The organism is Kocuria sp. BT304, assembly GCF_003290245.1.
Taxonomy (GTDB): Bacteria; Actinomycetota; Actinomycetes; order Actinomycetales; family Micrococcaceae; genus Kocuria; species Kocuria rhizophila_A.
In genome coordinates, this window is record NZ_CP030039.1 from 1251453 (window position 1) to 1275747 (window position 24295).

Genomic DNA, 24295 nt, shown 5'->3' on the forward strand with positions numbered 1-24295 from the left:
CTCAGGGCCCGGCGGGCGTCAGACGGCCGCGACCAGCCCCGCCATTGCCGCGCGCAGCACGTCCGTGCGCTTGCAGAATGCGAGCCGCAGCCAGTCCGCGTACAGCGCCTGGTTCGCGGGGCCGGCGAACGCGGAGACCGGAATGCCCACCACGCCGGCGTGCTCCGCCCAGTGCTGGGCGAGCCCCGCGGCGTCACTGACACCGGCCAGGGGGTAGTGGTCGCTCACCTCCGCCACGGCGAAGAACGTGCCCCGCGGCTCGGGTGGGGTGAGGCCCGCGGCGCTCAGCCCGGACACCACCACGTCCCGGCGCTCGCGGTAGTCCTCCCGCAGGCCCTCGAAGAACTGCGGAGGCAGCGCGAGGGCCTCGGCAACCGCGTGCTGCAGCGGGGCCGCCGCACTGTGGGAGAGGTAGGTCTTCACGGCCACGACGCCGCGCAGCAGCTCGCGCGGTCCGGTCACCCAGCCCACGCGCCACCCCGTGGCGGAGAACGTCTTGCCCGCCGAGGACACGCTCAGCGTGCGGGACGCCGCGCCGGGGAGGGTGCTCAGCGGCCGGTGGGGGCCGTCGAAGTGCAGGTGCTCGTAGACCTCGTCGGTGATGACCACGGCGTCGAACTCGGTGGCGAGCTCCACGAGGAGCTCCTTGAACTCCCGGGAGGCCACCGTGCCCGTGGGGTTGTGGGGGTCGTTGAGCACCACGGCGCGGGTGCGCGGGGAGAACGCCGCGCGCACGTCGTCCGGGTCCGGGGTGAACGTGGGCGGCAGCAGCGGCACGGGGACCGCGGTGGCGCCCGCGAACTCCACGACAGCACCGTAGAGGTCGTAGCGCGGTTCGAAGAGCACCACCTCGTCGCCGGGCTGCAGCAGGGACAGCAGGGCCGCCGTGACGCCCTCGGTGGCCCCGGCGCACACGAGCACGTCCGTGTCCGGGTCCAGGTCCAGACCGTAGTGGGTGCCCTGGTGCGCGGCGATCGCCTCCCGGAGGGCGGGGACCCCGATGATGGGGGCGTACTGGTGGTGACCGGCGTGCAGGGCGGCCGCCGCGGCGTCGAGCATCGGCTGCGGCGGGTCGAAGTCCGGGAAACCCTGGCCCAGGTTCACGGACCCGGTGCGCCGGGCCAGGCCCGTCATCTCCTCGAACACCGTGGAGCGCAGGCCCCCGGCGGCGTCCAGCAGCCCTCCGCCGGCGGCCATGCGCTGCCAGGGCGCGCGGGCCGTGGACGTGGGGGAGGAGATGTTCTCAGCTGCGGATGTCATGGACCCAGTCTAGGAACTCCGGCCCCGCGGCATCCCGGTCCGGGCGGAGCGCACCCTCCCGTGGCCTCAGGAGCGGGCCCCACGGGAGCTCCGGGGCCGCTAGGGTGGGCCCATGCGACGCGCCATCTGCCCGGGTTCCTTCGACCCCCTGCACCTCGGTCACTGCGCGGTCATCCGCCGTGCCACGCTGCTGTTCGACGAGGTGGTGGTGGCGGTGTCCACCAACCCGAACAAGACCCACCGTTTCAGCGAGGCGCAGCGGATCGAGCTGGTCCGGGAGGTCTTCGCGGACGATCCCGCCGTGGTCGTGGAACCGCTGGAGTCCGGGCTGATCGCCGACTACGCCGAGCGTCGCGGGGCCGTGGCGCTGGTCAAGGGCCTGCGCAACGGCGCCGACTACGACTACGAGCTGCCCATGGCCACCATGAACCGCTCGTTGACCGGTGTGGAGACCGTGTTCCTGCCCGGGGAGCCCTCGCTGCTGCACGTGTCCTCGTCCCTGGTCATGGAGGTCGCCGCCCTCGGCGGGGACGTCACGTCCTTCGTGCCGCCCGAGGTGCTGCGCGCCCTCGAGGACGAGTGACGCGCCGCACCGTGCGCGGGGCCCCCGGCGGCGTCGTTGCCGGGGTGGGATGCGCGGACGACGACGCCGTGCCCGGCCCGCGCGCGGCAGGGCACCGGGATGATCCACGGGGCCGCCGCGTGCTAGGATGTTCTGTCGGCCAGTGTCGTTAGCCAGGAGTTCCGTGAATCACCGCAACAGTTCAGCCCTCGCGTACAGCGTCAGGGAGCTGCAACACCGCCCGGGGACCATGGACACCCTGGAGGTCGAGGCACCCGCACCGAAGGACTTCGGTACGGCGCTCATCGGTTCGCCCGAGGGCGCGCCCATGGAGCTGCAGCTGCGCCTGGAATCCGTCCACGACGGTATCCTGGTCTCCGGAACCGTGATCGTCAGTGTTCACGGGGAGTGCAGCAGATGCCTCGATCCCATCGACTACGAACTACCGGTCGACGTGCAGGAGCTTTTCGTCTTCGAACCGTCCCCGCAGGGCGACGAGAACGTCGAGGACGAGCAAGTGTATGAGGTGCGGGACGAGGAGATCGACCTCGAACCGATGCTTCGGGACGCAGTGATCACACAGCTGCCGTTCCAACCGGTGTGCCGGGCCGACTGCCCGGGCCTGTGCGCCCAGTGCGGCGCACGGCTCGAGAACGACCCGAACCACCACCACGACGTGAAGGATCCCCGCTGGTCCGCCCTCGCAGGGCTGCTGACCGACTCGGAGGACCCTGAACCGTCGGAGCCGACAACCGACACGAGAGAAGAGAGATAGCCGTGGCTGTTCCCAAGCGGAAAATGTCCCGTGCGAATACCCGGATGCGCCGGTCCCAGTGGAAGGCTCAGGCCCCCAAACTGGTGAAGACCGTGGAGAACGGCAAGGTCAGCTACAGCCTGCCGCACCAGGCCAAGCTGGTCTCCGATTCCGCCGGCACCCCCTTGTTCTACGAGTACAAGGGCCGCAAGGTCGCTGACGCGTAAGGTGACCGCTTTGCCGGATCCCGGCGAACTGCTTGAGCGTCTCGGTGTCGATCTCGACACCGAGACGCTTCGCATTGCGCTGACGCACCGCTCCTACGCGTACGAGCACCCGGGGGAGGTGCACAACGAGCGCCTCGAGTTCCTGGGGGATGCCGTGCTGCAGCTCGCGGTCACGGACGAGATCTACCACCGCTACCCGGAGTGGGACGAGGGGCGCCTGGCCAAGCTGCGCGCCTCGGTGGTCTCCGCCCGCGCGCTGGCCGGTGTGGCCCGTTCCCTGGGCCTTGGTCCGCACATCCGCCTGGGCAAGGGCGAGGTCCGCACCCACGGCAGCGACAAGGCCTCGATCCTCGCGGACACCACGGAGGCCGTGATCGGCGCCGTGTACGAGTCCCTGGGGCCCGTGCCCGCCCGTGACCTGGTGCTGCGGATGATGGTCCCGCTGCTCGAGGACACCCGCGTGCTGCACGAGGGCCGGGACTGGAAGACCCACATCGTGGAGCTCGTGGCCCAGCACGGTCTGGGCACGGTGCGCTACGAGGTGGAGGGCACCGGCCCCGACCACGAACGCCACTTCACCGCGGACGCCGTGGTGGACGGGAACGTGCTCGGCCACGGGGAGGGCACCTCCAAGAAGGCCGCCGAACGCGCCGCCGCCGCCAACGCGTGCGAGGCGCTGGCCGCGCGATTCCCCGCGAAGGGCTGAACGCACGGTGCCCGAGCTCCCCGAGGTCGAGGTGGTCCGCCGCGGCGTCGAACGCTGGGTCGTGGGCCGCACCGTCGAGTCCGTTCAGGTTTTCGACGCCCGGTCCCTGCGCCGCCACACGGCCGGTGTCCTGGACTTCCAGGAGCGCCTGGCCGGGCTGACCGTGGAGTCCGCGCAGCGGCGCGGCAAGTTCCTGTGGCTCCCGCTGCGCGAGCACACCGGTAGCGAGCCGTCCCAGGCGCTGCTCGTGCACCTGGGCATGAGCGGCCAACTCCTGGTGGCCTCCGCGGACCAGCCGCAGCCGCGCCACGAGCGCATCCGCCTCGCGCTTTCTCCGGCCCACGACGACGCCGGTGCCGCTCTCCCGGAGCAGGCCCGGTTTGTGGACCAGCGGATCTTCGGAGGCATGCTGCTCGACCCGCTCGTGCCCACCACGGACGGTCACGGCACGGTGCCGGAACACGCCGCGCACATCGCGCGCGACCCCCTGGACCCGCTCTTCGACGTGGACGCCTTCCACATCGCCCTGCGACGCCGCCGCACGGGCCTGAAGCGTGCGCTGCTGGACCAGGGGCTGATCTCGGGGATCGGCAACATCTACGCGGACGAGGCCCTGTGGGCCGCCAAGCTGCACTGGGCCGCCCCCACCGAGACGATGACCGCGCCCCGCACCCGCGAGCTGGTGGCGGCGTGCCAGGAGGTCATGCGCCGCGCTCTGGAGGCGGGCGGCACGAGCTTCGACTCGCTGTACGTCAACGTGAACGGGGAGTCCGGGTACTTCTCGCGCTCGCTCAACGCCTACGGCCGGGCCGGGCAGCCGTGCCCGCGCTGCGAGGCTGCGGGCCTGGACGGTGTGATCGTGCGCGAGCAGTTCGCGAACCGTTCCTCGTACCGGTGCTCGCGGTGCCAGAGGAAGCCGCGGCGGGCGCGGGTCTGAGGAGGCCCACCCATGAGCACCCGCTCACCCCTGATCGAGCGGGACTCCTCGGCGAGCCGCTCATGCCGTGGTTGCCCGCGCTGTCCACGGGCGCGGTGCCATGGCCCGTCAAAACGGTTCTCCTCCGTGACCCCTGGTGTGTCCGGCAGACTGTGAGCCAGGGGTGTTCCCTCCGATCTTGCCGGGCCGCCTCCGGTCAACCCGGCGCTGCCCGATCTCCTGCGCAGAGTCCTGGCTGCCCGCGGTCTCTCCGAGGCGTGCGCCAGCGCGGTGTGACAGAACGGGGTCGGCGGTCTGACGTTCACCGTGGCGAGCGGTGGTCCCGGGAGCCCGGCCGACGACTACGCCAAGTGGAATCCGTCCGGGTCGGGGGAGTCGCTCGTGGACGAAGCGGAGCGGATGCGGTGGATACAGGGCCGCCACCCTGCGCCCACCGTGGTGGAGCTCATCGCCGACGGGGGCGAGAAGGTGCTTCTCACTCAAGCTCTGCCCGGCGAGTCTGCGGTCTCAGCACGATGGCGGGAGCACCCGGACACAGCGCTGCAGGCCCTCGGCACCGGACTGCGTGAACTGCACGACGTGGCCGTTGACGACTGCCCCTTCGCGTGGGACGTCGACTCCCGGATCCGCCTGGCGGGTGCTGACGCGCGAGTTCTCGGTGATGCTCCGGATGTTGATCGGCTGGTCCTCTGCCAGGGAGACCCCTGTGCCCCGAACACGCTGCCCGCGAGGGACGGGTCGTTCCTCGCCCACGTCGACCTTGGACGCCTTGGAGTGGCGGATCGGTGGGCCGATCTGTCCGTCATGTCCATGTCCCTGGCCTGGAACTACCGCGCCTACGACGAGTCCGTCTTCTGGAGGGCCTACGGGGGTCGAGCCTGATCCGCAGCGCATCGGGTACTACAGGGAACTCTGGAACCTCGCCCAGGGTGCCCCGGGTGGGCCCGGGGCACCGTCCGTGGGCGGGGCTCAGTGCACCGAGCGCACGCTCTGCAGGTCCGTGGTGGCATTGCCGGTCGTGCGGTCAGAGGCCACGGAGGAGTCCTCCGCACGGGCGCGCTGCTCGTCCGCGACGTCCTCCACGCGCTCCAGGGAGACCGAACCGGTGTGCTGGTGCGGGCGCGGGTGGTCCTGGTAGTACGCGGCCAGGCGCGAGAAGCCCTCGTCCAGGCTCACGGACGGCGTCCAGTCCAGCAGCTCACGGGTCTCGCGCTGGTCGAACCAGTGCGCGGTGGACAGCTGCTCGGCGAGGAACTCGGTCATGGGCGGCTCGCCGTCGCCCGCGCGCAGCTTGGAAGGCAGGTGCGGCCACACGGTCTCGATCACGCGTCCCGCGAGGCGTGCCGCCTTGCCCGGGACCGATCGGGTGGGCGCGGGGGAGCCGGTGGCCTGGCACATCCGGGCGATCAGCTCGCCCACGGGGCGCGGCTCGCCGTTGGTGAGCACCAGGGCCCGGCCGTGCACGTGGTCGATGCGCTGCAGCGCCCGGACGATGCCCTCGGAGGCGTTGTCGATGTACGTGGTGTCGATCATCGCGGCACCGTGGTCCAGGTTGGGCATGCGCCCGGCGGCCGCACGGTCCGCCACGCGCTCCACGAGCTGCGTGTCCCCGGGGCCCCACACGATGTGCGGGCGCACGGCGGCCACCTTGAGGTCCCGCTGCCCGTCCATGCTCAGGGCCAGCAGCTCGGCCGCGGCCTTGGAACGGGCGTAGTTGCCGCGCGCCTTCTGCGGGTCCGCGGGCTCCGCACCCGCGCCCTCGATCGAGACCCCGGTGTGGGCCACGGAGGGGGAGGACACGAACACCACGTTCTTCACCCCGGCGTTCTGCGCCTGGCACAGCAGGATGCGCGTGCCCGTGACGTTGACGCGCACGAACTCGGACCAGTCCCCGGTGAAGGAGACCTTGGCGGCCAGGTGCACGACGTCGTCCACGCCGTCCAGCGCGCGGGCCACGTCCTCGGGATCGGTCACCGAGCCGAGCACCTCGTCCACGCCCTCGCGTTCCGCCACGGGAGCGTGGCCGCGCTGGAACACGCGCACCTTCCAGCCGCGCGCGAGCAGCACGCGGGCGACGTCGCCGCCGAGCATCCCGGACGCGCCCGTCACCAGGACGGTGCGGCCCGTGCCGTCGAGCTCGCCGTGGGTCACCGTGGCACCGCCGCGGTCCGGGTCCGCGGTCTGCACGGAGCCGGCGTCGCCGGCGTCCGGGGAGCTGGGCCGGGCTGACGGCTCGGACGACGGCGAGGACGCCGAGGAGGTGGGCCGGGACGCCGCAGCCGGGCGGGCGGCGTCGTCGGCGGCCGGAGCGCGGTGGCGCCCGGTGCGCCCGGGCTGCGCGGAGGTGTCGCGGGGATCGTCGCTCACAGTGCACTCAGCTTTCCGGTGGCCAGGGCGCGCTCGGCCCAGTCACTCAATTCGGCTCGGTCAATCTTGGAGTTGTGACGGATGTCGGTGGGGTGCTCGGGGATCACCAGCACGGCGCTGATGGGCAGTCCTGTGGCGAACTCCACGGTGGCGCGCACGCGCTCGCTCAGCTCGGCGGAGGCCAGGGCCGGGATGCTCGCGGGCGGATCGGTCTCGACGACCGCCACGGCGGACTGGGAGCCCGCGGGGCCCACACCCACCACGGCGGCGCGGCCCACGCCGGGCACCGTCTGCGCGGCGTGCTCGGCGGCCACCGAGGAGACCGGGCCGTCGGACATGGTGATCACGTGGGCCAGCCGGCCCTCGTACCAGAGCCGCTCGCGCGCGTCGAAGTGCCCGACGTCGCCCGTGCGGTGCCAGCCTGGGGTCTCGTCCGAGGCGCGCTCGGTGATCCACAGCCGGTCGTAGTGGTCCTTGGCGTGGGGTGCCCGGGCGACGATCTCACCGGTGACGCCCGGGGTGGTGACGATCTCCGGGGAGACGGAACCGTCCGCGCGCAGGGGCAGCACACCCAGCTCGGCACCCTCCACGGGGGTGCCCACGCACACGCCGCCCCCGGCGCCCTCCACGCCCGCCTGGGCGTCCTCGCGGGCGGCGCGGATCACGTCCAGGCTGACGTCCGTGAGCGGCAGCGCCTCGGTCATCCCGTAGGGCGTGTGCAGCTCGGCGGCGGGCATGAGCTCCTGCAGCCGGGTCAGCAGCTCCTCGGGGATCGGGGCGCCCGCGGAGAGCATCAGCTCCACGCGCGCCAGGGCGTCCCGCTCGGCGGGGGAGAGCTCGTCCGCGGTGGCGAGTACGTTGGCGATCGCGGCCGGGGAGGCGAACACGGCGCTCGCGTGGATGGCCATGGTGGCCTCGGCCAGCGCTCGGGCGGTGAGCGTCTTGGGGCTGGTGACGTCCATGTCCGGGGTCACCGAGGCCGCGCCGAGGGCGGGGCCCAGCAGGGCGAACGGCGCGAAGCCCGCTACGAGGCCCGTGCCCGCGCGCAGCCCGTAGGTGTCCCGGATGGTGTCGCGCATCCCGGCCATCTGCCGGTGCGTGTACACCACGCCCTTGGCGGGGCCGGTGGAGCCGGAGGTGAACAGCACGGCGGCCTCGGCGTCCGGGTCCACGGCGGGGATCTCGTCCGGGTTCACCGTGGTCACGGAGTCCATCAGCTCGGGCACCGTGTGGGCCACGCCCAGCAGCTTCTTGGACACCGGGTCCAGGGCGTCCGCGGCGATCCGCGTGCCCGGCCAGCCGAGGGCGCGCGCGCCCACGAGGGCCTTGCGGATGCCGATGAACCAGCGCGGGGAGGAGCCGCGCAGCGCCCTGGTCAGGCCCTTGCGCCCGAGCCCCTGGTCCGCGACCACGATCACCGCGCCGATCCGCAGGCACGCGTAGATCAGGGTGGTGAGCATGGACCCGGGCGGCACCATGAGGTTCACACGGTCCCCGGGACGCACCCCGGTGCGCAGCAGCGCCACGGCCAGCTGGTCCACGGAGGCGGAGAGCTGCGCCCAGCTCACGCTGCGCTCGACGTCCAGTGCGGGGGCGGAACCGTCCACGGTGGCGGCCACCGGACCCATGTCCACCACGGCGGGGGAGTCGTCACGACGCCGCGCGTCCAGCTCCGCGAAGAACGGCACGAACGCGGCGCGGCCGCGGGCCCGCTGCTCGCGGTGGGTCTCGACGACGGGCTCGGCGTCCCCGAAGCGCTCCTCGAGCCACGTGAACAGCGGGGTGGCGATGTCCCGGGCCTCGGGCAGCAGGTGCTTGGCGCCCTCGAAGCGGTGCACGTCCGCGTGCGGGGCGCGGCGCATGAGGTCGTCCAGGTAGCGCTGCTGGAAGACCGGGTCCCCGGTGCCCCACAGCAGCAGCGTGGGGACCTCGCGCGCGCTCATCCGCCCGGCGATCCGCTCGTAGGCGGCGTGGGACGGGTGGTCCTCGGGGGCGGGGATGTCCGCGACGAAGTGGGCGATGCCCTCGCGGCGCTCCCGGGAGCCGTAGGGGGCCTTGTAGGCGCGCTTGACCTCCTTGGAGGCCGCCGGGTCGCACAGTGCGAGCGTGGTGTCCAGGAACGCGGTGCTCCCGGAGGTCAGGGGCTCGTGCACCGCCCTGTTCAGCGCCAGGCGCAGCGCGGAGGGGATGGGCTCGGCGTTGTCGTGGTGCACCGCGGTGTTGGTCAGCACGGTGGCCGCGTGGATGGCGGGGTGCTCCTGGGCCCAGCCCTGGGAGATCAGCCCGCCCCAGTCGTGGGCGAGCGTGACCACCGGCAGCCCGGCGTCGTCCAGTCCGAGGGCGGCGGTGAGGTCGCCGAGGTCGTGCACGCGGTCCTCGAGGCGGCGGAAGAGTCCCGTGCGCTCGGAGAAGCCCATGTCCAGCTGGTCCACGGCCACCACGCGCCAGGGGCGCTGCGGGTGAGCCGCGGCACGCAGCACGTCCCGCCACAGGTAGGACCACGTGGGGTTGCCGTGCACGGCCAGGATGACGCCGCGCGGGCGCAGCCCCGCCCGTTCGAGCTGCTCGCGGTTGTCCAGCACGTGCCATCGGCGCCTGCGCCCGGCCACCGGTTCGACCGGGGCGGTGGAGGCCACGGTGAGTACCGTGGACCACGCCGGGTTGATGCCCGGCAGGGGGGTCTCGGTGAAGGGCAGGCGCTCGGCGCCGGAGTGCTGCGGGGACACGGATCCTCCTGCGGGGTGCGGGGCGCTCACCAGGCGATCTCCATGAGCGTGGTGTTCAGACCGGAGCCCACGCCGAGGCACAGCACGCGCGCCCCGGGCTCCAGCCGCTCGGCCTCGAGGGCCAGGGTCATGGGCAGCGCGGCGGCGGCCACGTTGCCCCAGTAGGGGAACGTGAGGGGCACCTTGGCGGCGTCGATGCCCATGTCCTCGATGAGCTTGTTGGTGTGGGAGTTGGACACCTGGTGGGTGACGTAGGAGTCCATGTCCCGCCAGTCCCAGCCGTCGCGCTCCGCGTCCAGCCAGGCCTCCACCACGAGGCCCACACCGTGGTTGAGCAGCCCGGTGGCGTCCGTGAACATCCCGTCCCCGCCGCCGATGCACAGCCGGCTGAACTCCGTGCCGGCACGGGTCACGGAACCCACGATCCGGTGGCCGTCCGGGTGGCGGTCCGCGGGACCCACCACGGCGGCCGCGGCACCGCAGCCCAGGGTCAGGGTGGCGAACTCCTGGACCACCTGCTCGCGGGTGATGTCGTCCTCGCGCAGCCGGGCGATCGCGGCCTCGTGCCACGGGGAGGGGTCTTCGCCCGCCACCACGAGCGCGTACTCGATGGCACCGGCGTCGATCATCGAGGACGCCACGGTGAGGGCGTTCACGAAGCCCAGGCACGCGTTGGTCATGTCGAAGTTCAGGGCGGAGCTGGGAAGGCCCAGGCGCTCGTGGATGCCCACGGCCACCGCGGGCTCGTAGTTGTCGCGGGTCACCGAGGCGTTGATGAACAGCCCGATCTGCTCGGGCCGGATCCCGGACTGCTCCAGTGCCGCCTGCCCGGCCTCGGTGGCGCCGTCCGTGAAGTGGCGCCCGGGTGCCCAGCCACGGCGCTCCTTGATACCCGCAAGGCGCTCCAGAAGCCCCTTGGGAAGCCGCAGCCGCTTGAACGTGTGGGCCAACTCCTCATCGAACCGGGTGGAGGGGATCACCACGTCCGCTTCCGTCCTGGTCACCGACAGGACGGCGGCGTTTCGGTTTCTGATGGTGGAGTTACCGGTCAATGTGGCGCTTTCGATCAGACGCCACCCGTACCGTCAAGGAATCGATCGTGTGATGGACCTCGGCGCTCGGGTGAACAAGCGGGCTGGACCGGCCCAGTCTAGCGGCCCAATCTGACAGCACCATCAGCGCCCCGCGCCCGCCGCCGCGCTCCCGGGCCGGTGCGCCACCCGCACCGCGCCACCCGTTTCCGGACCGGGGTCGCGGACCGGTCGCCGGGTAGACTCAGGGGTCACCCCCGCCGACCACAGGAGTTCCCCCGCGTGCACTTGAAGACCCTCACCGTGCGTGGTTTCAAGTCCTTCGCCTCCGCCACCACGTTCCACTTCGAACCGGGTGTCACGGCCGTGGTGGGCCCCAACGGCTCCGGCAAGTCCAACGTGGTGGACGCCCTCGCGTGGGTCATGGGGGAGCAGGGGGCCAAGTCCCTGCGCGGCGGCAAGATGGAGGACGTCATCTTCGCGGGCACCTCCGCCCGCTCCGCTCTGGGCCGCGCGCACGTGTCCCTGACCATCGACAACGCCGACGGCGCCCTGCCGATCGAGTACTCCGAGGTCACCATCTCGCGCACCCTGTTCCGCTCGGGCGGCTCCGAGTACGCGATCAACGGCCGTTCGTGCCGCCTGCTGGACATCCAGGAGCTGCTCTCGGACTCGGGGCTGGGCCGCGAGATGCACGTGATCGTGGGCCAGGGCCAGCTGGACCGGATCCTGCAGGCCACCCCGGAGGACCGCCGCGGGTTCATCGAGGAGGCCTCCGGGATCCTCAAGCACCGCCGCCGCAAGGAGAAGACCCTCCGCAAGCTGGAGTCGGTGCAGACCAACCTGGACCGGCTGGAGGATCTGACCGGCGAGATCGAGCGCCAGCTCACGCCGCTGGGGCGCCAGGCCCGCACGGCCCGGAAGGCCCGGCGCATCCAGTACGACGTGCGGGACGCCCGCGCCCGGCTGCTCGCGGACGACGTCGTGGCCGCCCGTGCGGGCATGGACACGGACCAGGAGGCCAGTGCCGGGGCCCGGCGGCGTCGTGACGAGCTGGAGAAGACCACGGCAGAGCTGGCCCGTCGTCTGCAGGAGACCGAGGCGGCCGCCGCCCGCACCGCGCCGGCACTGAACGAGGCGCGCACGAGCTGGTACGAGCTGAGCACGGTACGGGACAGCTTCCGCGCCCTGGCCGCGCTGGCCCAGGAGCGGCGTCGACTGCTGGGCAGCACCGAGGAGGCCCCCGCCCAGGGGCGGGACGCGGACGCCCTGGAGGAGCAGGCCGCGCGCACCCGTGCGGAGGCCGGGCAGCTGGCCGAGCGGGTCACCGAGGCCCAGCAGGGTCTGGAGCGCGCCCAGCAGTCCCGCGCTGAGGCCGAGGACGAGGCGCGGGCCGCCGAGAAGCACTCGGCGGAGCTCGTGCGGCAGGCCGCGGACCGGCGCGCGGGTCAGGCGCGGCTCGCGGCCGCCGTGACCGCGGCGCGCTCCGGGGTGGGCTCGGCGGAGGCGGACGTGGACCGCGTGCGCCGGGAGATCTCGGACGTGGTGGAGCGCGCGGAGCGGGCCCGCCTTGAGACCTCGTCCCTGCAGGAGGCAGCCGAGAGCTCGGCGGCCCGGTCTGAGCAGGCCGCGGAGCGCGCCCGTGACGCCGAGGAGAGGGCCGACGCCGCCCGAGCGCGCTCCCGCGCCGCGGATGCCCGGCGGCAGCAGGCCGCGAGCGAGCTGCACACCCACACCGTGCGCCTGGACACCCTGCGGCAGTCCCTGCGCCAGCCGGACGGCTCCGCCTCCGTGGCGGATGTGGTGCCCGTCCTCGGGGACGTCCCCCGCTCCGTGCGCGTGGCCCCCGGATGGGAGCGCGCGGTGGCCGCCGCACTGGGGCCGTGGTCCGACGCGCTCGCGGTGGCCTCCCACACGGGCGCCGCACGGATCCTCGCGCACCTCGCCGATGCCGGTTCCGGGCGGGTGCACCTGCTGGTCGCGGACGCGGCGGAGGCGTCGGGGCTCCCGGAGCTCGCACTGCCGGAGGGCTGCGTTCTCGCGCGGGAGGTGCTGTCTGCCGCGGTGACAGACGACGCCGCGGCCGCGGACCGCGTGTTGGCCGCCGTGCGTGCCGAGCTGGCCACCACCGTCCTGGTCCCGGACGCCTCCGCCGCGCTCACCGTGCTCGACGCCGCTCGCGCCCTCGGCAACGCGGGTCACGGCGTGCGCGCGGTCACCCGGGACGGGGACGTCTACGGCGGGCACCGAGTGCAGGGCGGGGCCACGGAGGCGGCGGGCAACCTCGAGATCATGGCGCTGCTCGACCAGGCCGAGGCGGAGACCGCCGCGCTGGAGACGGCGGCGCAGGGCGCCGCGGAGGCCGCCCGGAGCGCCGAGCAGGAGAGCACGGCCGCCGTCCAGGAGGCGCGTGAGGCCACCCGGGACCTGCAGCGTGCGCAGAAGGAGGCCGCCGCGGCAGGCGCGGCGTCGAGCAGGGCGGAGGCCACGGCGTCGTCGGCGGACTCCGAGCTGGCACGGCGCCGGGAGGTGCTCACGACCGCCGAGGAACGGCTCGCGCGGCGTGCCGCCGAGCTGGACGAGGCGCTGCGGCGCTCGGAGGCCGTGGAGACCGGGGACGAGGAGAGCCTCGAACGGGAGCAGCTCGAGGCCACCGCCGAGCGCAACCGCGCCGAGGGGCGCGCCAAGGCGGCCCGGGAGGCCGAGACGCAGGCGCGGCTCGCGCTGCGCGGGCTCGAGGAGCAGCACCGGCACATCGTGTCCCGCGCGGAGGCCCAGGCACGGGCGGCGCGCTCCGAGCGAGCGGCACGCGCGGAGGCGGCCCGGCGTGCCGAACGGCGCCGGGTGCAGGCCGCCGTGGCGCGCGCCGTCGAGACCGCTGCCGCGCACCTGCGAGAGTCCGCAGAGGCGTCGGCCAGGGAGGCCGCTGCCGAGCGGGACGAGATCGAGACGCGCCGCGCCGGACTGGACGAGGCCGCCCAGCGGCTGCGCACCGAGCGTGACCGCGTGGGCGCGGAGCTCGCCGAGCTCACGGAGAAGCTGCACCGCGCGGAGCTGGACCTCGCGCAGCGCCGCGCCAGGCTGGAGGGGCTGGAGGCCACGTCGCTCGAGGAGCTCGGGATGACGCCGGACTTCCTGGTGGACCACTACGGTCCCCACCTGCCGGTGCCGGACGCGGACGCCGCGATCGAGTCCGCCCAGACCGCGGAGGAGTCCGGTGGCTCCGTGCAGCTCGCCCTGCCGAGCATGACCGATCCCGGCACCCCGTTCCGCCGGGAGGAGCAGGAGACCCGGCTGCAGCGGGCGCAGAAGCAGCTCAGGGCGCTGGGGAAGGTGAACCCGCTTGCACTTGAGGAGTTCGCGGCCCTCGAGGAGCGGCACAGGTTCCTGGTCACCCAGCTGGAGGACGTCAAGAACTCGCGCACGGACCTGCGCAACATCATCCGCCAGGTGGACCAGCACGTGGAGGAGGTGTTCGCGGAGGCCTACCGGGACACCGCCGAGCAGTTCGTGTCCGTGTTCGCCACGCTGTTCCCAGGGGGCGAGGGTCGGCTGCGGCTCACGGACCCGGACGACCTGCTCAACTCCGGCGTGGAGGTGGAGGCGCGCCCCGCGGGCAAGAAGATCAAACGGCTCTCCCTGCTCTCCGGCGGCGAGCGCTCGCTGACCGCCCTGGCGCTGCTGGTGGCCATCTTCAAGGCCCGGCCGTCCCCGTTCTACGTGATGGACGAGGTGGAGGCCGCCCTGGACGACCGCAACCTGGGCCGGCTGCTCACCATCTTCGAGCAGCTCAAGGAGAGCTCGCAGCTGATCATCGTGACCCACCAGAAGCGCACGATGGAGATCGCGGACGCCCTCTACGGGGTGTCGATGCGCGGGGACGGGGTGAGCCTGGTGGTGGGCCAGCAGCTCTCGGAGCTGCGCTAGGGGCACGGGCCGAGGGCGACGACGCCTCGTCCGGGTGTCACCCGAGAGACTCAGTCCTCAGCGGCGGTGGTCCGGGGACTCCGTGCTGGCCCCGGTCCCGGCCGTGGTCTCCGTCTCGGTGGTGACCTCGCGGGCGCGACGCAGCACAGTGGCCGCGCGGTGTTTCACCTCGGTGGCCACGAACTGCGGGGGCTCGACGACGCTCCAGCCGAAGTCGTCACGGATCTCACCGATGACCCGCGACCCCTCCCCGTCCGGTGCCACACGGAACGTCGCCGCGAGCGGCAGGGCGGCCCAGCCCTTCCGCGAGCCCGAGCCCTTGAAGCGGAACACAGCGTCCGAGCCGAAGGATGTGCGGAGCTCGCCAACGGGCTCGTCGATCTGCGTCCGCACCTTCGGATCGTGCTCACGCAGCGACTCCTCGATGAGTGCGAGTGCCGCCGCAGGTGCCTGGGGGGACGACCACTCGTCGGTCCGCGCGGTCCTGGCATACCGCGAGGGTTTGCGGGCGAGCCGGGGAAGGATCACCCAGCGCAGCGCCACGAAGACCAGCAGCACCATGGTGGCGAGGATCAGCAGCTCCACGAGCAGCGGGAAGTCCAGGCTCCGGAACACCAAGATCATGAGGGGGGTGAGCACGATGTAGCCGATGAATCACGCCGCCAGCCAGTACACCGTTCGTCTCGACCGTGAAGGCCTCGTCCTCGTCATGTCCTCACCCTCTCGTGCCGGTGCCCGTGCGTGCTGCCTCCGGCAGCGTCTCCCGCACCGGCAGCCACGCGAGCGCGGCGAGCAGCATGAGCGCCCCGGACACCCCGAAGGCCCAGCCGAAGCCCGCGGCGTCCGCCAGCGCCCCGGCAATCACCGGGCCCGCGATCTGACCGGCGTCCGCGCACATCTGGTACCGGGAGAGCACCTTGCCGCCCGCGCGGTCCGGGCCGATCACGTCCGCCACTGCCGCCTGCTGGCCGGGGTTCAGCGTTCCGGAACCGACGCCCGAGAGCAGGGACAGCACCGCGAAGGCCACCACGGAGGTGCTGAACCCCACGCCGATGGTCGCGAGCCCGCACACCACCAGACCCGTGAGCACCAGGGGCTTGCGGCCGAGCCGGTCCGTCAAGCGCCCGGTGACCGTGAGAGCGGCGGCGTTGCCCACCGCGAACAGCGCCAGCGCGAGACCGGCGACGGCGGGCCCCTCGCCCACCACCTGGGCGGCGAGCAGCGGCACCAGGGCCACGCGCACTCCCATGGCCGTCCACCCCGTGGAGAAGCTGGAAGCGAGCGCGGCACGGTACGCGCCGGCGTCGAGCGCCTCGCGGACCCGCATGGGCGGCTGGGCAGCACCGGTCCGCTTGGCCCCGAGGGTCTCGTCCTTGAGCCGCAGCCACACCACGAGCACCGCGGCGACCAGGGCGCCCGCGTAGATCAGGAACGGTGCGTGCATGCCCAGCCCGGCCAGGAAGCCGCCGAGCACCGGACCCAGGATCCCGCCCAGCAGGAACGCCGTGGCGTAGTAGCCGGAGACCCGTCCGCGCATCGTGCGCGGGGCGAGCCGCACGATCAGCCCCATCGCCGACACCGTGAACATGGTGGAGCCGATCCCGCCGAGGCCGCGGAACACGAGCAGCTGCCAGTAGGTCTGCGCGAACGCGGTGGCCGCGGATGACAGCGCCACCACGATCAGCCCGATCAAATACGTGGGGCGCTCGCCGATGCGGTTGACCACCGCACCGCTCGCGGGCGCGAACACGAGCCGGCACAGGGCGAACGCGCTGATCACCGCGGAGGACGCGGCCACGCCCACGCCGAAGCTCGCGGCGAACTGGGGCAGCACCGGGGCCACGAGGCCGTAGCCCAGGGCGATCACGAAGGCCGCCGCGATCAGGACCTTGATGGGCTCGGGGACCTTCTGCGCGGCAGGTGCGCCACGGTCGGGTGCCGGGGCCGTGGAACCGGGGGCGTACGGAGGGGGAGAGGAGGCCGGGACGGGCCGTGCGGCGTCGTCGTCGGCGGAGCCGGGAGCGCGCGGGGAGGGGTGGGACACGCCTGGCAGTTTATGGGAGATTAGACGGGTGATGACTCCTGAACTGATGTGGATCGTGATAGCCGCCGCGGTGGTGGTGCTGCTCGTGGTGTTCGGCGTGCTGCTGCTGCGCAGGCCCAAGGCCCCGAAGGGCGGGTACCAGGACACCCGGGACATCGACGACGTCCCGGGCCTCGACGAGGGCGAGGTGGTCGAGGACCGCCCCGTCAGCACCCTGGAGCGCCCCGAGTCCGCCCGTGGTCGCCTGGCGCGGCTGCGCGGTCGGCTCGCGAAGTCCAACAACGTTCTCGGCAAGGGCCTGCTCGTGCTGCTCTCGCGCGAGCGCATCGACCAGGACACGTGGGACGAGATCGAGGACACGCTGCTCATGGCGGACCTCGGCACGGACGCCTCCCTGGAGCTCGTGGAGAACCTCAAGAAGCGCGTGCGCGTGGACGGCACCAAGGACCCTTCGCAGCTGAAGGCCATGCTGCGCGAGGAGATGCTCGCGCTCGTGGACCCCACCCTGGACCGTTCGCTGCGCACGGAGTCCGCTCCCGGCAAGCCCGCCGTGGTGCTCGTGGTGGGCGTCAACGGCGTGGGCAAGACCACCACGGTGGGCAAGCTCGCCCGCGTGCTCGTGGCCGAGGACAAGGACGTCATGCTCGGTGCCGCGGACACGTTCCGCGCCGCGGCCGCGGACCAGCTCGAGACGTGGGGCTCCCGCGTGGGTGTGCCCACGGTGCGCTCCGAGCAGGAGGGCGCGGACCCCGCCTCGGTGGCCTACGACGCCGTCAGGGCCGGGATCGAGCACGAGTCCGACGTCGTGCTCGTGGACACCGCCGGCCGGCTGCAGAACAAGGCTGGTCTGATGGACCAGCTCGGCAAGGTCAAGCGCGTGATCGAGAAGGCCGCCGCGGTGGACGAGGTGCTGCTCGTGATCGACGCGACCACCGGGCAGAACGGCATGACCCAGGCGCGGGTCTTCGCCGAGGCCGTGGACATCACCGGCATCGTGCTGACCAAGCTGGACGGCACCGCCAAGGGCGGCATCGTGGTGGCCATCCAGCGCGGACTCGGCGTGCCCGTCAAGCTCATCGGCCTGGGGGAGGGCCCGGACGACCTCGCCCCGTTCAACGCGGAGCAGTTCGTGGACGCGATCATCGACTGACGCGCAGCCGCCACGCACGGACCACGACGGCGCCCGCTCCCTACCCGGGGGCGGGCGCCGTCATACTGTGCGGACCGTTCCCCGGGGCCCGCCCGTGCCCACCATGTGAGATGCGGCACCCCGGTTTAACGTGTGCGTCACACGATCGACGCATTCGAAACACGCTTGTTACACCCTGGCCAACTCACCGGTAACACCGGGTGTCTTGACTGTTCCCAGGGGCGCAAACGATGTGCCCGCACGAGACAGGGACGAGGTGATCCGGATGGAACTGACCGCCGGACACGTGTGGATGGTGGTGGCCGCGGGACTGGTGTTCTTCATGACCCCGGGGCTCGCACTGTTCTACGGGGGCATGACCCGGGCCAAGGGCGTGCTGAACATGATGATGATGAGCTTCGCGGCGCTCGGCGTGGTGAGCATCGTGTGGGTGCTGTGGGGCGCCTCGATGCTCAGCGGGGACCCCGTGCTGGGAGGGCTCACCGCCAACCCGTTCACGCACGCCGGGCTGGCCGGGCTGATCGGCTCGGAGGACCTGCTGGGCTCGAACTTCTCCGTGACGTTCGCGATCATCACGGTGGCGCTGATCTCCGGTGCGATCGCGGACCGCACGCGCTTCGGCACGTGGGTGGTGTTCACCCTGGTGTGGGTCACCCTGGTGTACTTCCCGCTGGCCTACATGGTGTGGGGTGACGGGCTGTTCTCCGAGACGGGGGCGTTGGGGAGGATCTTCGGCGAGCCCATCGACTTCGCGGGCGGGCTGGCCGTGCACATCAACGCCGGCATCGCGGCCCTGGTGCTCATCCTGCTGATCGGTGCCCGCCGCGGCTTCGGGCGGGACTCCGGCCAGCGCCCCCACAACCTCCCGCTCGTGATGCTCGGCTCGGCCATCCTGTGGTTCGGCTGGTTCGGCTTCAACGCCGGGGCCGCCACCACCGCGGAGCAGGCGGCGCTTATCTGGGCGAACACGCTGGTGGCCCCGGCCGCCGCCATGCTCGCGTGGCTGCTCACCGAACGGATCCGGGACGGGCACGCGACGTCGCTCGGGGCGGCCTCCGGCGTCGTCGCCGGTCTGGTGGCCATCACCCCGGCGTGCGCGAACGTCACGCCGCTGGGCGCGATCGCCCTCTCGGCCGTGGCCGGGGTGTGCTCCGCGCTCGCGGTGGGCCTCAAGTACCGGATCGGGCTGGACGACTCGCTGGACGTGTGCGGCGTGCACCTGGTCTCGGGCATCGTGGGCACCGTGGCCCTCGGGTTCCTCGCGATCCCGTCCGAGGGCCGCCCCGGCCTGTTCTACGGCGGCGGTTGGGGACTCATGGGCACGCAGCTGGCGGCCACGGCGTTCGTTGCCCTCTACACCGGGCTGCTCACGCTGGTGATCGCCCTGGCGCTCAAGGCCACCATGGGTCTGCGCATCACGCGCCGGGACGAGGTCATCGGGGTGGACCTCACGCAGCACGCCGAGTCCGCCTACTCGCTCAAGGACGAGGCCACCGGCTACTTCGCGGGCCAGGCCCCGCACCGGGCGCTGCCCGGCACCGCCGAAGCCCCCGTGCCCACCACGAAAGGAAGCAACCAGTGAAACTCATCACCGCAGTGGTGCGCCCCGAGAAGTTCAGCGACGTCAAGGACGCGCTGGAGGCCTACGGGGTGCAGGGAATGACGGTGCTCACGGTGCACGGCTACGGCCGGCAGCGCGGGCACCGGGAGGTCTACCGGGGCGCGGAGTACACCGTGGACCTGCTCGAGAAGGTGCGCATCGAGACCGTGGTGGAGGACGACGCCGCCCAGGACATCGTCACCGTGGTCGTCAGCGCCGCGCGCACCGGTGAACCGGGCGACGGCAAGGTGTGGGTCACCCCCGTGGAGCACACGGTGCGTGTGAGCACCGGGGAACTGGGCGACGTCGCCCTCTGAGCCCCCGTGCGGCCGGCGGCCCCGTGCCCCGGCCACGCACGACCGCTCCGCCCGTGCCGCGGCCACGGGCAGCCCACGGCGGCCCCCGCACCGGGGGCCGCCGTTCGGTGCGCGCGGGCCCGCGCCCGCTTGCTAACCTGGGACACTGAATTCATCCGTTGTCAGACGAAAGCAGCGACCACCCCGTGTTCAATTCACTGTCCGACCGGCTCACAGCGACCTTCAAGAACCTGCGCGGCAAGGGCAGGCTCTCGGAGGCGGACGTCGACGCCACCGTGCGGGAGATCCGCCGTGCCCTGCTCGAGGCGGACGTGGCCGTTCCCGTGGTGCGGGAGTTCACCGCGATCGTCAAGGAGCGCGCGCTGGGCGCGGAGGTCTCCGAGGCGCTGAACCCCGGCCAGCAGGTCGTGAAGATCGTCAACGAGGAGCTGCAGAACGTCCTCGGCGGTGAGACCCGGCGGATCAACCTGGCCAAGACCGGACCCACCGTGATCATGCTCGCGGGTCTGCAGGGTGCCGGCAAGACCACCCTGGCGGGCAAGCTGGGCAAGTGGCTCACGGACCAGGGCCACAAGCCCGTGCTGGTGGCCTCCGACCTGCAGCGCCCCAACGCGGTGACCCAGCTCAAGGTGGTGGGCGAGCGCGCGGGCGTGTCCGTGTTCGCGCCGGAGCCCGGTGCCACCTCGGAGTCCGACGACCCCACGGGGGACCCCGTCAAGGTCGCCCGGGACGGTGTGGACTTCGCGCGCTCCAAGCTCTACGACGTGGTGATCGTGGACACCGCCGGACGCCTGGGCATCGACCAGGCCCTGATGAACCAGGCCCGGGACATCCGCGACGCCGTGGACCCGGACGAGGTCCTGTTCGTGATCGACGCGATGATCGGCCAGGACGCCGTGAACACCGCCAAGGCCTTCGACGAGGGCGTGGACTTCACGGGCGTGGTGCTCTCCAAGCTCGACGGCGACGCCCGCGGCGGTGCGGCCCTGTCCGTGCGCGCGGTGACCGGCAAGCCCATCATGTTCGCCTCCACGGGCGAGGGCGTCAGCGACTTCGAGCAGTTCCACCCGGACCGCATGGCCTCCCGCATCCTGGACATGGGTGACGTCCTCACGCTCATCGAGCAGGCCGAGCGGCAGTGGGACAAGACCGAGGCCGAGCGGATGGCCAAGAAGTTCACCGACCAGGAGGACTTCACGTTCGAGGACTTCCTGGCGCAGATGCAGCAGCTGCGCAAGATGGGCTCGATGAAGAAGATGCTCGCCATGATGCCCGGCGCCGCCGGCATGCGGGAGCAGCTGGAGAACTTCGACGAGCGCGAGATCGACCGCGTGGAGGCCATCGTGCGCTCGATGACCCCGCACGAGCGTGTGGCCCCCAAGATCATCAACGGATCCCGCCGCGCTCGCATCGCCCACGGCTCCGGCGTCACGGTCTCCGAGGTCAACCAGCTCATGGAGCGCTTCGCGCAGGCCCAGAAGATGATGAAGCGCCTGGCCTCCGGCCAGGGCGTCCCTGGCATGCCCGGGGGGATCCCCGGCATGGGCCGCGGCGGCGCCGCCAAGAAGGGCAAGGCCAAGAAGAAGGGCTCGCGCTCGGGCAACCCCGCCAAGCGCGCCCAGGAGCAGGCGGCCCTGGCGTCCGGGCAGAAGCCCGCCGCGAAGGGCAGCGCGTTCGGCGCCCAGGGCAAGGACCTGGATGCCGAGTCGCTCAACCTGCCCAAGGGCTTCGAGAAGTTCCTCGGAAAGTAGGCATCCATGGGTTCGTACCTCCCCGACGACGAGCTGCGCGAGTTCATCGCCACGCTGCCCACCCGGCGGCTGGCCTCGGCCGCGGTCATCCGTGACGAGAACGGGCGGGTGCTCGCGGTGGAACCCAACTACAAGGACGGCTGGACCCTGCCCGGCGGCACGGTGGAGGCGGGGGAGGATCCCCGCACCGGGTGCTTCCGGGAAGTGGTCGAGGAGGTCGGCCTCCACCTCCCCGAGGGCCGTCTGATCGCGGTGACCCACGGCGTGTCCATGGGCATGTGGGGGGACTCCGTCTCGTTCCTCTACGACGGCGGCCGCGTGCCCTCGGACACCCCCATCACGGTCCAGGAGGAGGAGCTGCTGTCCTACCGCTGGGTGGCTCCCGAGGACCTGGAAACCGTGATGAGCCCGGGCATGGCCGCCCACCTGCGGGCCGCCATCGAGGCCCTCGAGTCCGGGACCGTGGTGGAGCGCGTGATGGACGGGGGCTCCCGCTCATGACCGAGCGGCCCGCCCCCCGCACCGTGGTGCTGGTGCGCGCGGACGCACCGCGACTGCCGTTCGTGGCCTCCGCGCTCGGGACCCCGCTCACCGCGGTTTCCCGGGACGGGTGGTCCGCGGTCGTGCTGCCGCCCGGCGTCGACGCCGCTGCGGTGGCCGCCGCCGGGGACCCCTCGCGGATCGCGGTGGAGGTCTTCTCCGACGGCGCGCAGCGTCGGCTGCGCGTCCACCCGCCCGTCACGGCCCTCGACGCGCACCGGGACTGGGGCTCCCAGCTCGCCGAGCTGGCCCGGGACACCACCATCACGTGGTCCGGCGACGAGCCCGAGCCCACCGGTGCAGTGGACCACGATGCCACGGATCCCGGGGCGACGGACCTCAGGGTGGCTGCACGGTCGGTTGCCTCCATCGCGTCCCTGTGCGACCTGGATCCCGCGGCCACGGCCCGGCTCGGGAACTACGCGCGCACGCCCAGCTCCGCGCTGCTGCTGGAGTCCGTGCTGCAGCTGCTGGGCCTGCCCGTGATCGCGGCGAAGATCGTGGAGGGTCAGCACGAGCTCGACGAGGTCACCGGTGTGGCCGTGTACGAGCCGCGCCGCGCGGGGCTGTCCCTGCTGGATTCCGCGAGCGTGGAACCGAGCGGTGCGGACGTGCTCTCCCGCATCCAGCGCGCCTACGTGCGCCGCCCCGCGCTGCTGCTCGCCCTGGGTGGGGTCGAGCTGGCTCTCGGCACCGGACTCGCGGCGCTGGCCGCGCGCGGTGGACGCGGCTCGAGGGCCCTTGGCTCGGCATCGGCCCTGATGTTCTCCGACGCCGCTCTGCAGACCGCCCTGTGGGCATCGGTGCGCGGGCGCAAGAAGCGCTGACCCACCCCGCGGCGACGGCTCGCGGTCCGGTCGGTGCGGTTTGACACCTGTGGCACAATGGACGGGTACTCGAACCGTGCGGACCCTCTCACCGCGCGTGTCTTCGTGTCCACAGGACACCCACGTGCTGCCCGCCCCACGGGCCGGCGTGTGCGGTGACCGATTCCATTCGAAACAGGAGTAACCACACAAGTGGCAGTCAAGATTCGTCTCAAGCGTATGGGCAAGATCCGCGATCCCCGCTACCGCGTGGTGGTCGTCGACTCCCGCAAGAAGCGCGACGGTCGCGTGATCGAGGAGGTCGGCGTGTACCAGCCGACCGAGAACCCCTCGTACATCAACCTGGTGTCCGATCGCGTGCAGTACTGGCTCGGTGTGGGCGCGCAGCCTTCCGAGGCCGTGCTCGCTCTCATGAAGATCACCGGCGACTGGCAGAAGTTCAAGGGCCTGCCGGGTGCCGAGGGCACGCTGAAGCAGCCCGAGGGCAAGACCCCGTTCGTGGCCCCGGACAACGGCTCCGTGATCATCCCCGAGGCCATCACCCCCAAGGCCGAGAAGGCCGAGGAGGCACCCGCCGAGGACGCCGCTCCCGCAGAGGACGACGCCGAGAAGGCCGAGTGAGCATGCTCGCCGAAGCTCTCGAGCACCTGGTCCGCGGCATCGTGGACAACCCCGAGGACGTCTCCGTGCGCTCGCGCGAGAACCGTCGCGGGGAGACGCTCGAAGTGCGCGTGCACCCGGATGACCTGGGTCGCGTGATCGGACGCTCGGGACGCACGGCCAAGGCCCTGCGCACCGTCGTCTCGGCACTGGCTTCCGGCGAGAGCGTCCGCGTGGACGTGGTCGACACCGACCGCCGCCGCTGAGCGGACGCGGCACCCCTCACGGCCCCCGTTCTCCCTTCGCAGGAGAACGGGGGCCGTGTGCATACCGGCAGCGGTCCCCGGTCACGGACCGCGCAGCAGTCAGCAGGACGTCCCTCGAGGAGAAGACATGAGCGTTCGGGTCGCCCGGATCGGGAAGCCGCACGGTGTGCGGGGTGAAGTGACCGTGGAGCTGTTCACGGACGATCCGCAGGCGCGCTTCGCGCCGGGCTCGGTGCTCAGCGTCCAGCAGGCGCGGGGCGGTCGGCGGGGCCAGGGGTCCGCGGCGGACGCTCGCGAGCCGCTCGCGGTGCAGAGCCTCACCGTCACGGGCCACCGGTGGAACAAGGACGTCCTCGTGGCGCGCTTCGAGGAGATCTCGGACCGCAACGCCGCCGAGGCCGCCCGCGGTCTCGAACTCTTCGCGGAGGTCGCGGACCTCCCGCTCGAGGACGACGAGTGGCACCAGGATGACCTCCTGGGCCTTGTGGCCGTGGACCTCACCCGCGGCGAGGCCCGGATCGGCACCGTCAAGGCGCTCATCCAGGGCAGCGCGCAGGACCTGCTGGAGATCACCCCGCAGGGCGGCGGGCGCACGGTGCTGGTCCCGTTCGTCGAAGAGATCGTCCCGGAGGTGGACCTGGACCGCGGTCTCGTGCTCGTGAGCCCGCCCCCCGGACTGCTCGAGCTCGGCGAGGGCGAGTGA

22 protein-coding genes are annotated in these 24295 nt (G+C 72.3%); 16 read left to right on the top strand and 6 right to left on the bottom strand.

Features of this window, described 5'->3' with window-relative positions:
• Positions 1-18: 18 nt before the first annotated feature.
• Positions 19-1260 carry an aminotransferase class I/II-fold pyridoxal phosphate-dependent enzyme gene (locus tag DNL27_RS05680; RefSeq protein ID WP_112234959.1) on the bottom strand — a complete coding sequence of 414 codons (1242 nt, stop codon included), beginning with the start codon at positions 1258-1260 and terminating at the stop codon, positions 19-21.
• A 112-nt stretch (positions 1261-1372) separates the two neighbouring features.
• On the opposite strand from DNL27_RS05680, the gene coaD reads away from it, so the two are divergent.
• The 6 genes from coaD (at position 1373) to DNL27_RS05710 (ending at position 5328) form a co-directional block, all read left to right on the top strand.
• Positions 1373-1843, top strand: a complete 471-nt coding sequence (coaD, locus tag DNL27_RS05685) for a pantetheine-phosphate adenylyltransferase (protein WP_012398112.1) — start codon at positions 1373-1375, stop codon at positions 1841-1843.
• A gap of 163 nt (positions 1844-2006) precedes the next feature.
• The gene (locus DNL27_RS05690; protein WP_012398113.1) at positions 2007-2597 is read left to right on the top strand and encodes a DUF177 domain-containing protein; all 591 of its coding nucleotides are present in this window, start codon (positions 2007-2009) and stop codon (positions 2595-2597) included.
• Positions 2598-2599: 2 nt separating this feature from the next.
• A complete protein-coding gene (gene rpmF / locus DNL27_RS05695; RefSeq protein WP_012398114.1) occupies positions 2600-2803 on the top strand; it encodes a 50S ribosomal protein L32 in 204 nt (67 codons plus the stop codon).
• A gap of 1 nt (position 2804) precedes the next feature.
• Complete coding sequence (gene rnc, locus DNL27_RS05700) at positions 2805-3509, top strand: ribonuclease III (protein WP_012398115.1); 705 nt, start codon at positions 2805-2807, stop codon at positions 3507-3509.
• Between the two features lie 7 nt (positions 3510-3516).
• A complete protein-coding gene (mutM, locus tag DNL27_RS05705) occupies positions 3517-4446 on the top strand; it encodes a bifunctional DNA-formamidopyrimidine glycosylase/DNA-(apurinic or apyrimidinic site) lyase (RefSeq protein WP_112234960.1) in 930 nt (309 codons plus the stop codon).
• A gap of 381 nt (positions 4447-4827) precedes the next feature.
• Entirely contained in the window at positions 4828-5328 is a 501-nt protein-coding gene (locus DNL27_RS05710; protein ID WP_204360335.1) for a phosphotransferase, read from the top strand.
• 87 nt (positions 5329-5415) lie between these two features.
• Here the strand turns inward: DNL27_RS05710 and DNL27_RS05715 are convergent, their stop codons facing one another.
• The 3 genes from DNL27_RS05715 to DNL27_RS05725 are packed head-to-tail and all read right to left on the bottom strand — an operon-like array spanning position 5416 to position 10591.
• Entirely contained in the window at positions 5416-6813 is a 1398-nt protein-coding gene (locus DNL27_RS05715) for an NAD-dependent epimerase/dehydratase family protein (RefSeq protein WP_370447110.1), read from the bottom strand.
• Entirely contained in the window at positions 6810-9539 is a 2730-nt protein-coding gene (locus DNL27_RS05720; RefSeq protein ID WP_112234961.1) for an alpha/beta fold hydrolase, read from the bottom strand. The genes DNL27_RS05715 and DNL27_RS05720 overlap by 4 nt, the downstream gene beginning before the upstream one ends.
• Positions 9540-9565: 26 nt before the next feature.
• Positions 9566-10591 (bottom strand): 3-oxoacyl-ACP synthase III, encoded by a 1026-nt coding sequence (locus tag DNL27_RS05725; protein ID WP_102613693.1) that lies wholly within the window; start codon positions 10589-10591, stop codon positions 9566-9568.
• Between the two features lie 261 nt (positions 10592-10852).
• Here DNL27_RS05725 and smc point away from each other — a divergent pair, with 261 nt between their 5' ends.
• Positions 10853-14497 (top strand): chromosome segregation protein SMC, encoded by a 3645-nt coding sequence (smc, locus tag DNL27_RS05730; RefSeq protein WP_112234962.1) that lies wholly within the window; start codon positions 10853-10855, stop codon positions 14495-14497.
• A 57-nt stretch (positions 14498-14554) separates the two neighbouring features.
• On the opposite strand, the gene DNL27_RS05735 is transcribed toward smc, so the two are convergent.
• Together DNL27_RS05735 and DNL27_RS05740 are read right to left on the bottom strand one after the other, a co-directional pair.
• Positions 14555-15121 carry a hypothetical protein gene (locus DNL27_RS05735; RefSeq protein WP_162627102.1) on the bottom strand — a complete coding sequence of 189 codons (567 nt, stop codon included), beginning with the start codon at positions 15119-15121 and terminating at the stop codon, positions 14555-14557.
• Between the two features lie 91 nt (positions 15122-15212).
• Positions 15213-16541 carry an MFS transporter gene (locus tag DNL27_RS05740; protein WP_112234964.1) on the bottom strand — a complete coding sequence of 443 codons (1329 nt, stop codon included), beginning with the start codon at positions 16539-16541 and terminating at the stop codon, positions 15213-15215.
• 31 nt (positions 16542-16572) lie between these two features.
• Between DNL27_RS05740 and ftsY the strand changes: the two genes are divergently transcribed.
• The 9 genes from ftsY (at position 16573) to rimM (ending at position 24295) form a co-directional block, all read left to right on the top strand.
• Positions 16573-17691, top strand: coding sequence for a signal recognition particle-docking protein FtsY (ftsY, locus tag DNL27_RS05745; protein ID WP_112234965.1), 1119 nt, complete (start codon positions 16573-16575; stop codon positions 17689-17691).
• Between the two features lie 265 nt (positions 17692-17956).
• Positions 17957-19273, top strand: coding sequence for an ammonium transporter (locus DNL27_RS05750; RefSeq protein ID WP_058954763.1), 1317 nt, complete (start codon positions 17957-17959; stop codon positions 19271-19273).
• Positions 19270-19608, top strand: coding sequence for a P-II family nitrogen regulator (locus tag DNL27_RS05755; protein ID WP_112234967.1), 339 nt, complete (start codon positions 19270-19272; stop codon positions 19606-19608). Before DNL27_RS05750 ends, DNL27_RS05755 begins: the two co-directional genes overlap by 4 nt.
• Before the next feature lie 185 nt (positions 19609-19793).
• Positions 19794-21359, top strand: a complete 1566-nt coding sequence (ffh, locus tag DNL27_RS05760; RefSeq protein WP_112234968.1) for a signal recognition particle protein — start codon at positions 19794-19796, stop codon at positions 21357-21359.
• A 6-nt stretch (positions 21360-21365) separates the two neighbouring features.
• Complete coding sequence (locus DNL27_RS05765; RefSeq protein ID WP_012398128.1) at positions 21366-21860, top strand: NUDIX hydrolase; 495 nt, start codon at positions 21366-21368, stop codon at positions 21858-21860.
• Positions 21857-22726, top strand: coding sequence for a hypothetical protein (locus DNL27_RS05770; RefSeq protein ID WP_112234969.1), 870 nt, complete (start codon positions 21857-21859; stop codon positions 22724-22726). Before DNL27_RS05765 ends, DNL27_RS05770 begins: the two co-directional genes overlap by 4 nt.
• 192 nt (positions 22727-22918) lie before the next feature.
• The gene (gene rpsP / locus DNL27_RS05775; RefSeq protein WP_019308972.1) at positions 22919-23347 is read left to right on the top strand and encodes a 30S ribosomal protein S16; all 429 of its coding nucleotides are present in this window, start codon (positions 22919-22921) and stop codon (positions 23345-23347) included.
• 2 nt (positions 23348-23349) lie between these two features.
• Positions 23350-23592, top strand: coding sequence for an RNA-binding protein (locus DNL27_RS05780; RefSeq protein WP_041297340.1), 243 nt, complete (start codon positions 23350-23352; stop codon positions 23590-23592).
• Between the two features lie 127 nt (positions 23593-23719).
• Positions 23720-24295: a ribosome maturation factor RimM gene (rimM, locus tag DNL27_RS05785; RefSeq protein ID WP_112234970.1), complete on the top strand. Its 576-nt coding sequence runs from the start codon at positions 23720-23722 to the stop codon at positions 24293-24295.

Bases quoted from the DNA above. Each gene is read 5' to 3' on its own strand.
- rimM (WP_112234970.1), top strand. From the start codon at position 23,720: ATGAGCGTTCGGGTCGCCCGGATCGGGAAGCCGCACGGTGTGCGGGGT.
- coaD (WP_012398112.1), top strand. From the start codon at position 1,373: ATGCGACGCGCCATCTGCCCGGGTTCCTTCGACCCCCTGCACCTCGGT.
- DNL27_RS05680 (WP_112234959.1), bottom strand. From the start codon at position 1,260: ATGACATCCGCAGCTGAGAACATCTCCTCCCCCACGTCCACGGCCCGC.
- ftsY (WP_112234965.1), top strand. From the start codon at position 16,573: ATGACTCCTGAACTGATGTGGATCGTGATAGCCGCCGCGGTGGTGGTG.
- DNL27_RS05780 (WP_041297340.1), top strand. From the start codon at position 23,350: ATGCTCGCCGAAGCTCTCGAGCACCTGGTCCGCGGCATCGTGGACAAC.
- DNL27_RS05750 (WP_058954763.1), top strand. From the start codon at position 17,957: ATGGAACTGACCGCCGGACACGTGTGGATGGTGGTGGCCGCGGGACTG.
- DNL27_RS05765 (WP_012398128.1), top strand. From the start codon at position 21,366: ATGGGTTCGTACCTCCCCGACGACGAGCTGCGCGAGTTCATCGCCACG.
- DNL27_RS05735 (WP_162627102.1), bottom strand. From the start codon at position 15,121: ATGATCTTGGTGTTCCGGAGCCTGGACTTCCCGCTGCTCGTGGAGCTG.
- DNL27_RS05770 (WP_112234969.1), top strand. From the start codon at position 21,857: ATGACCGAGCGGCCCGCCCCCCGCACCGTGGTGCTGGTGCGCGCGGAC.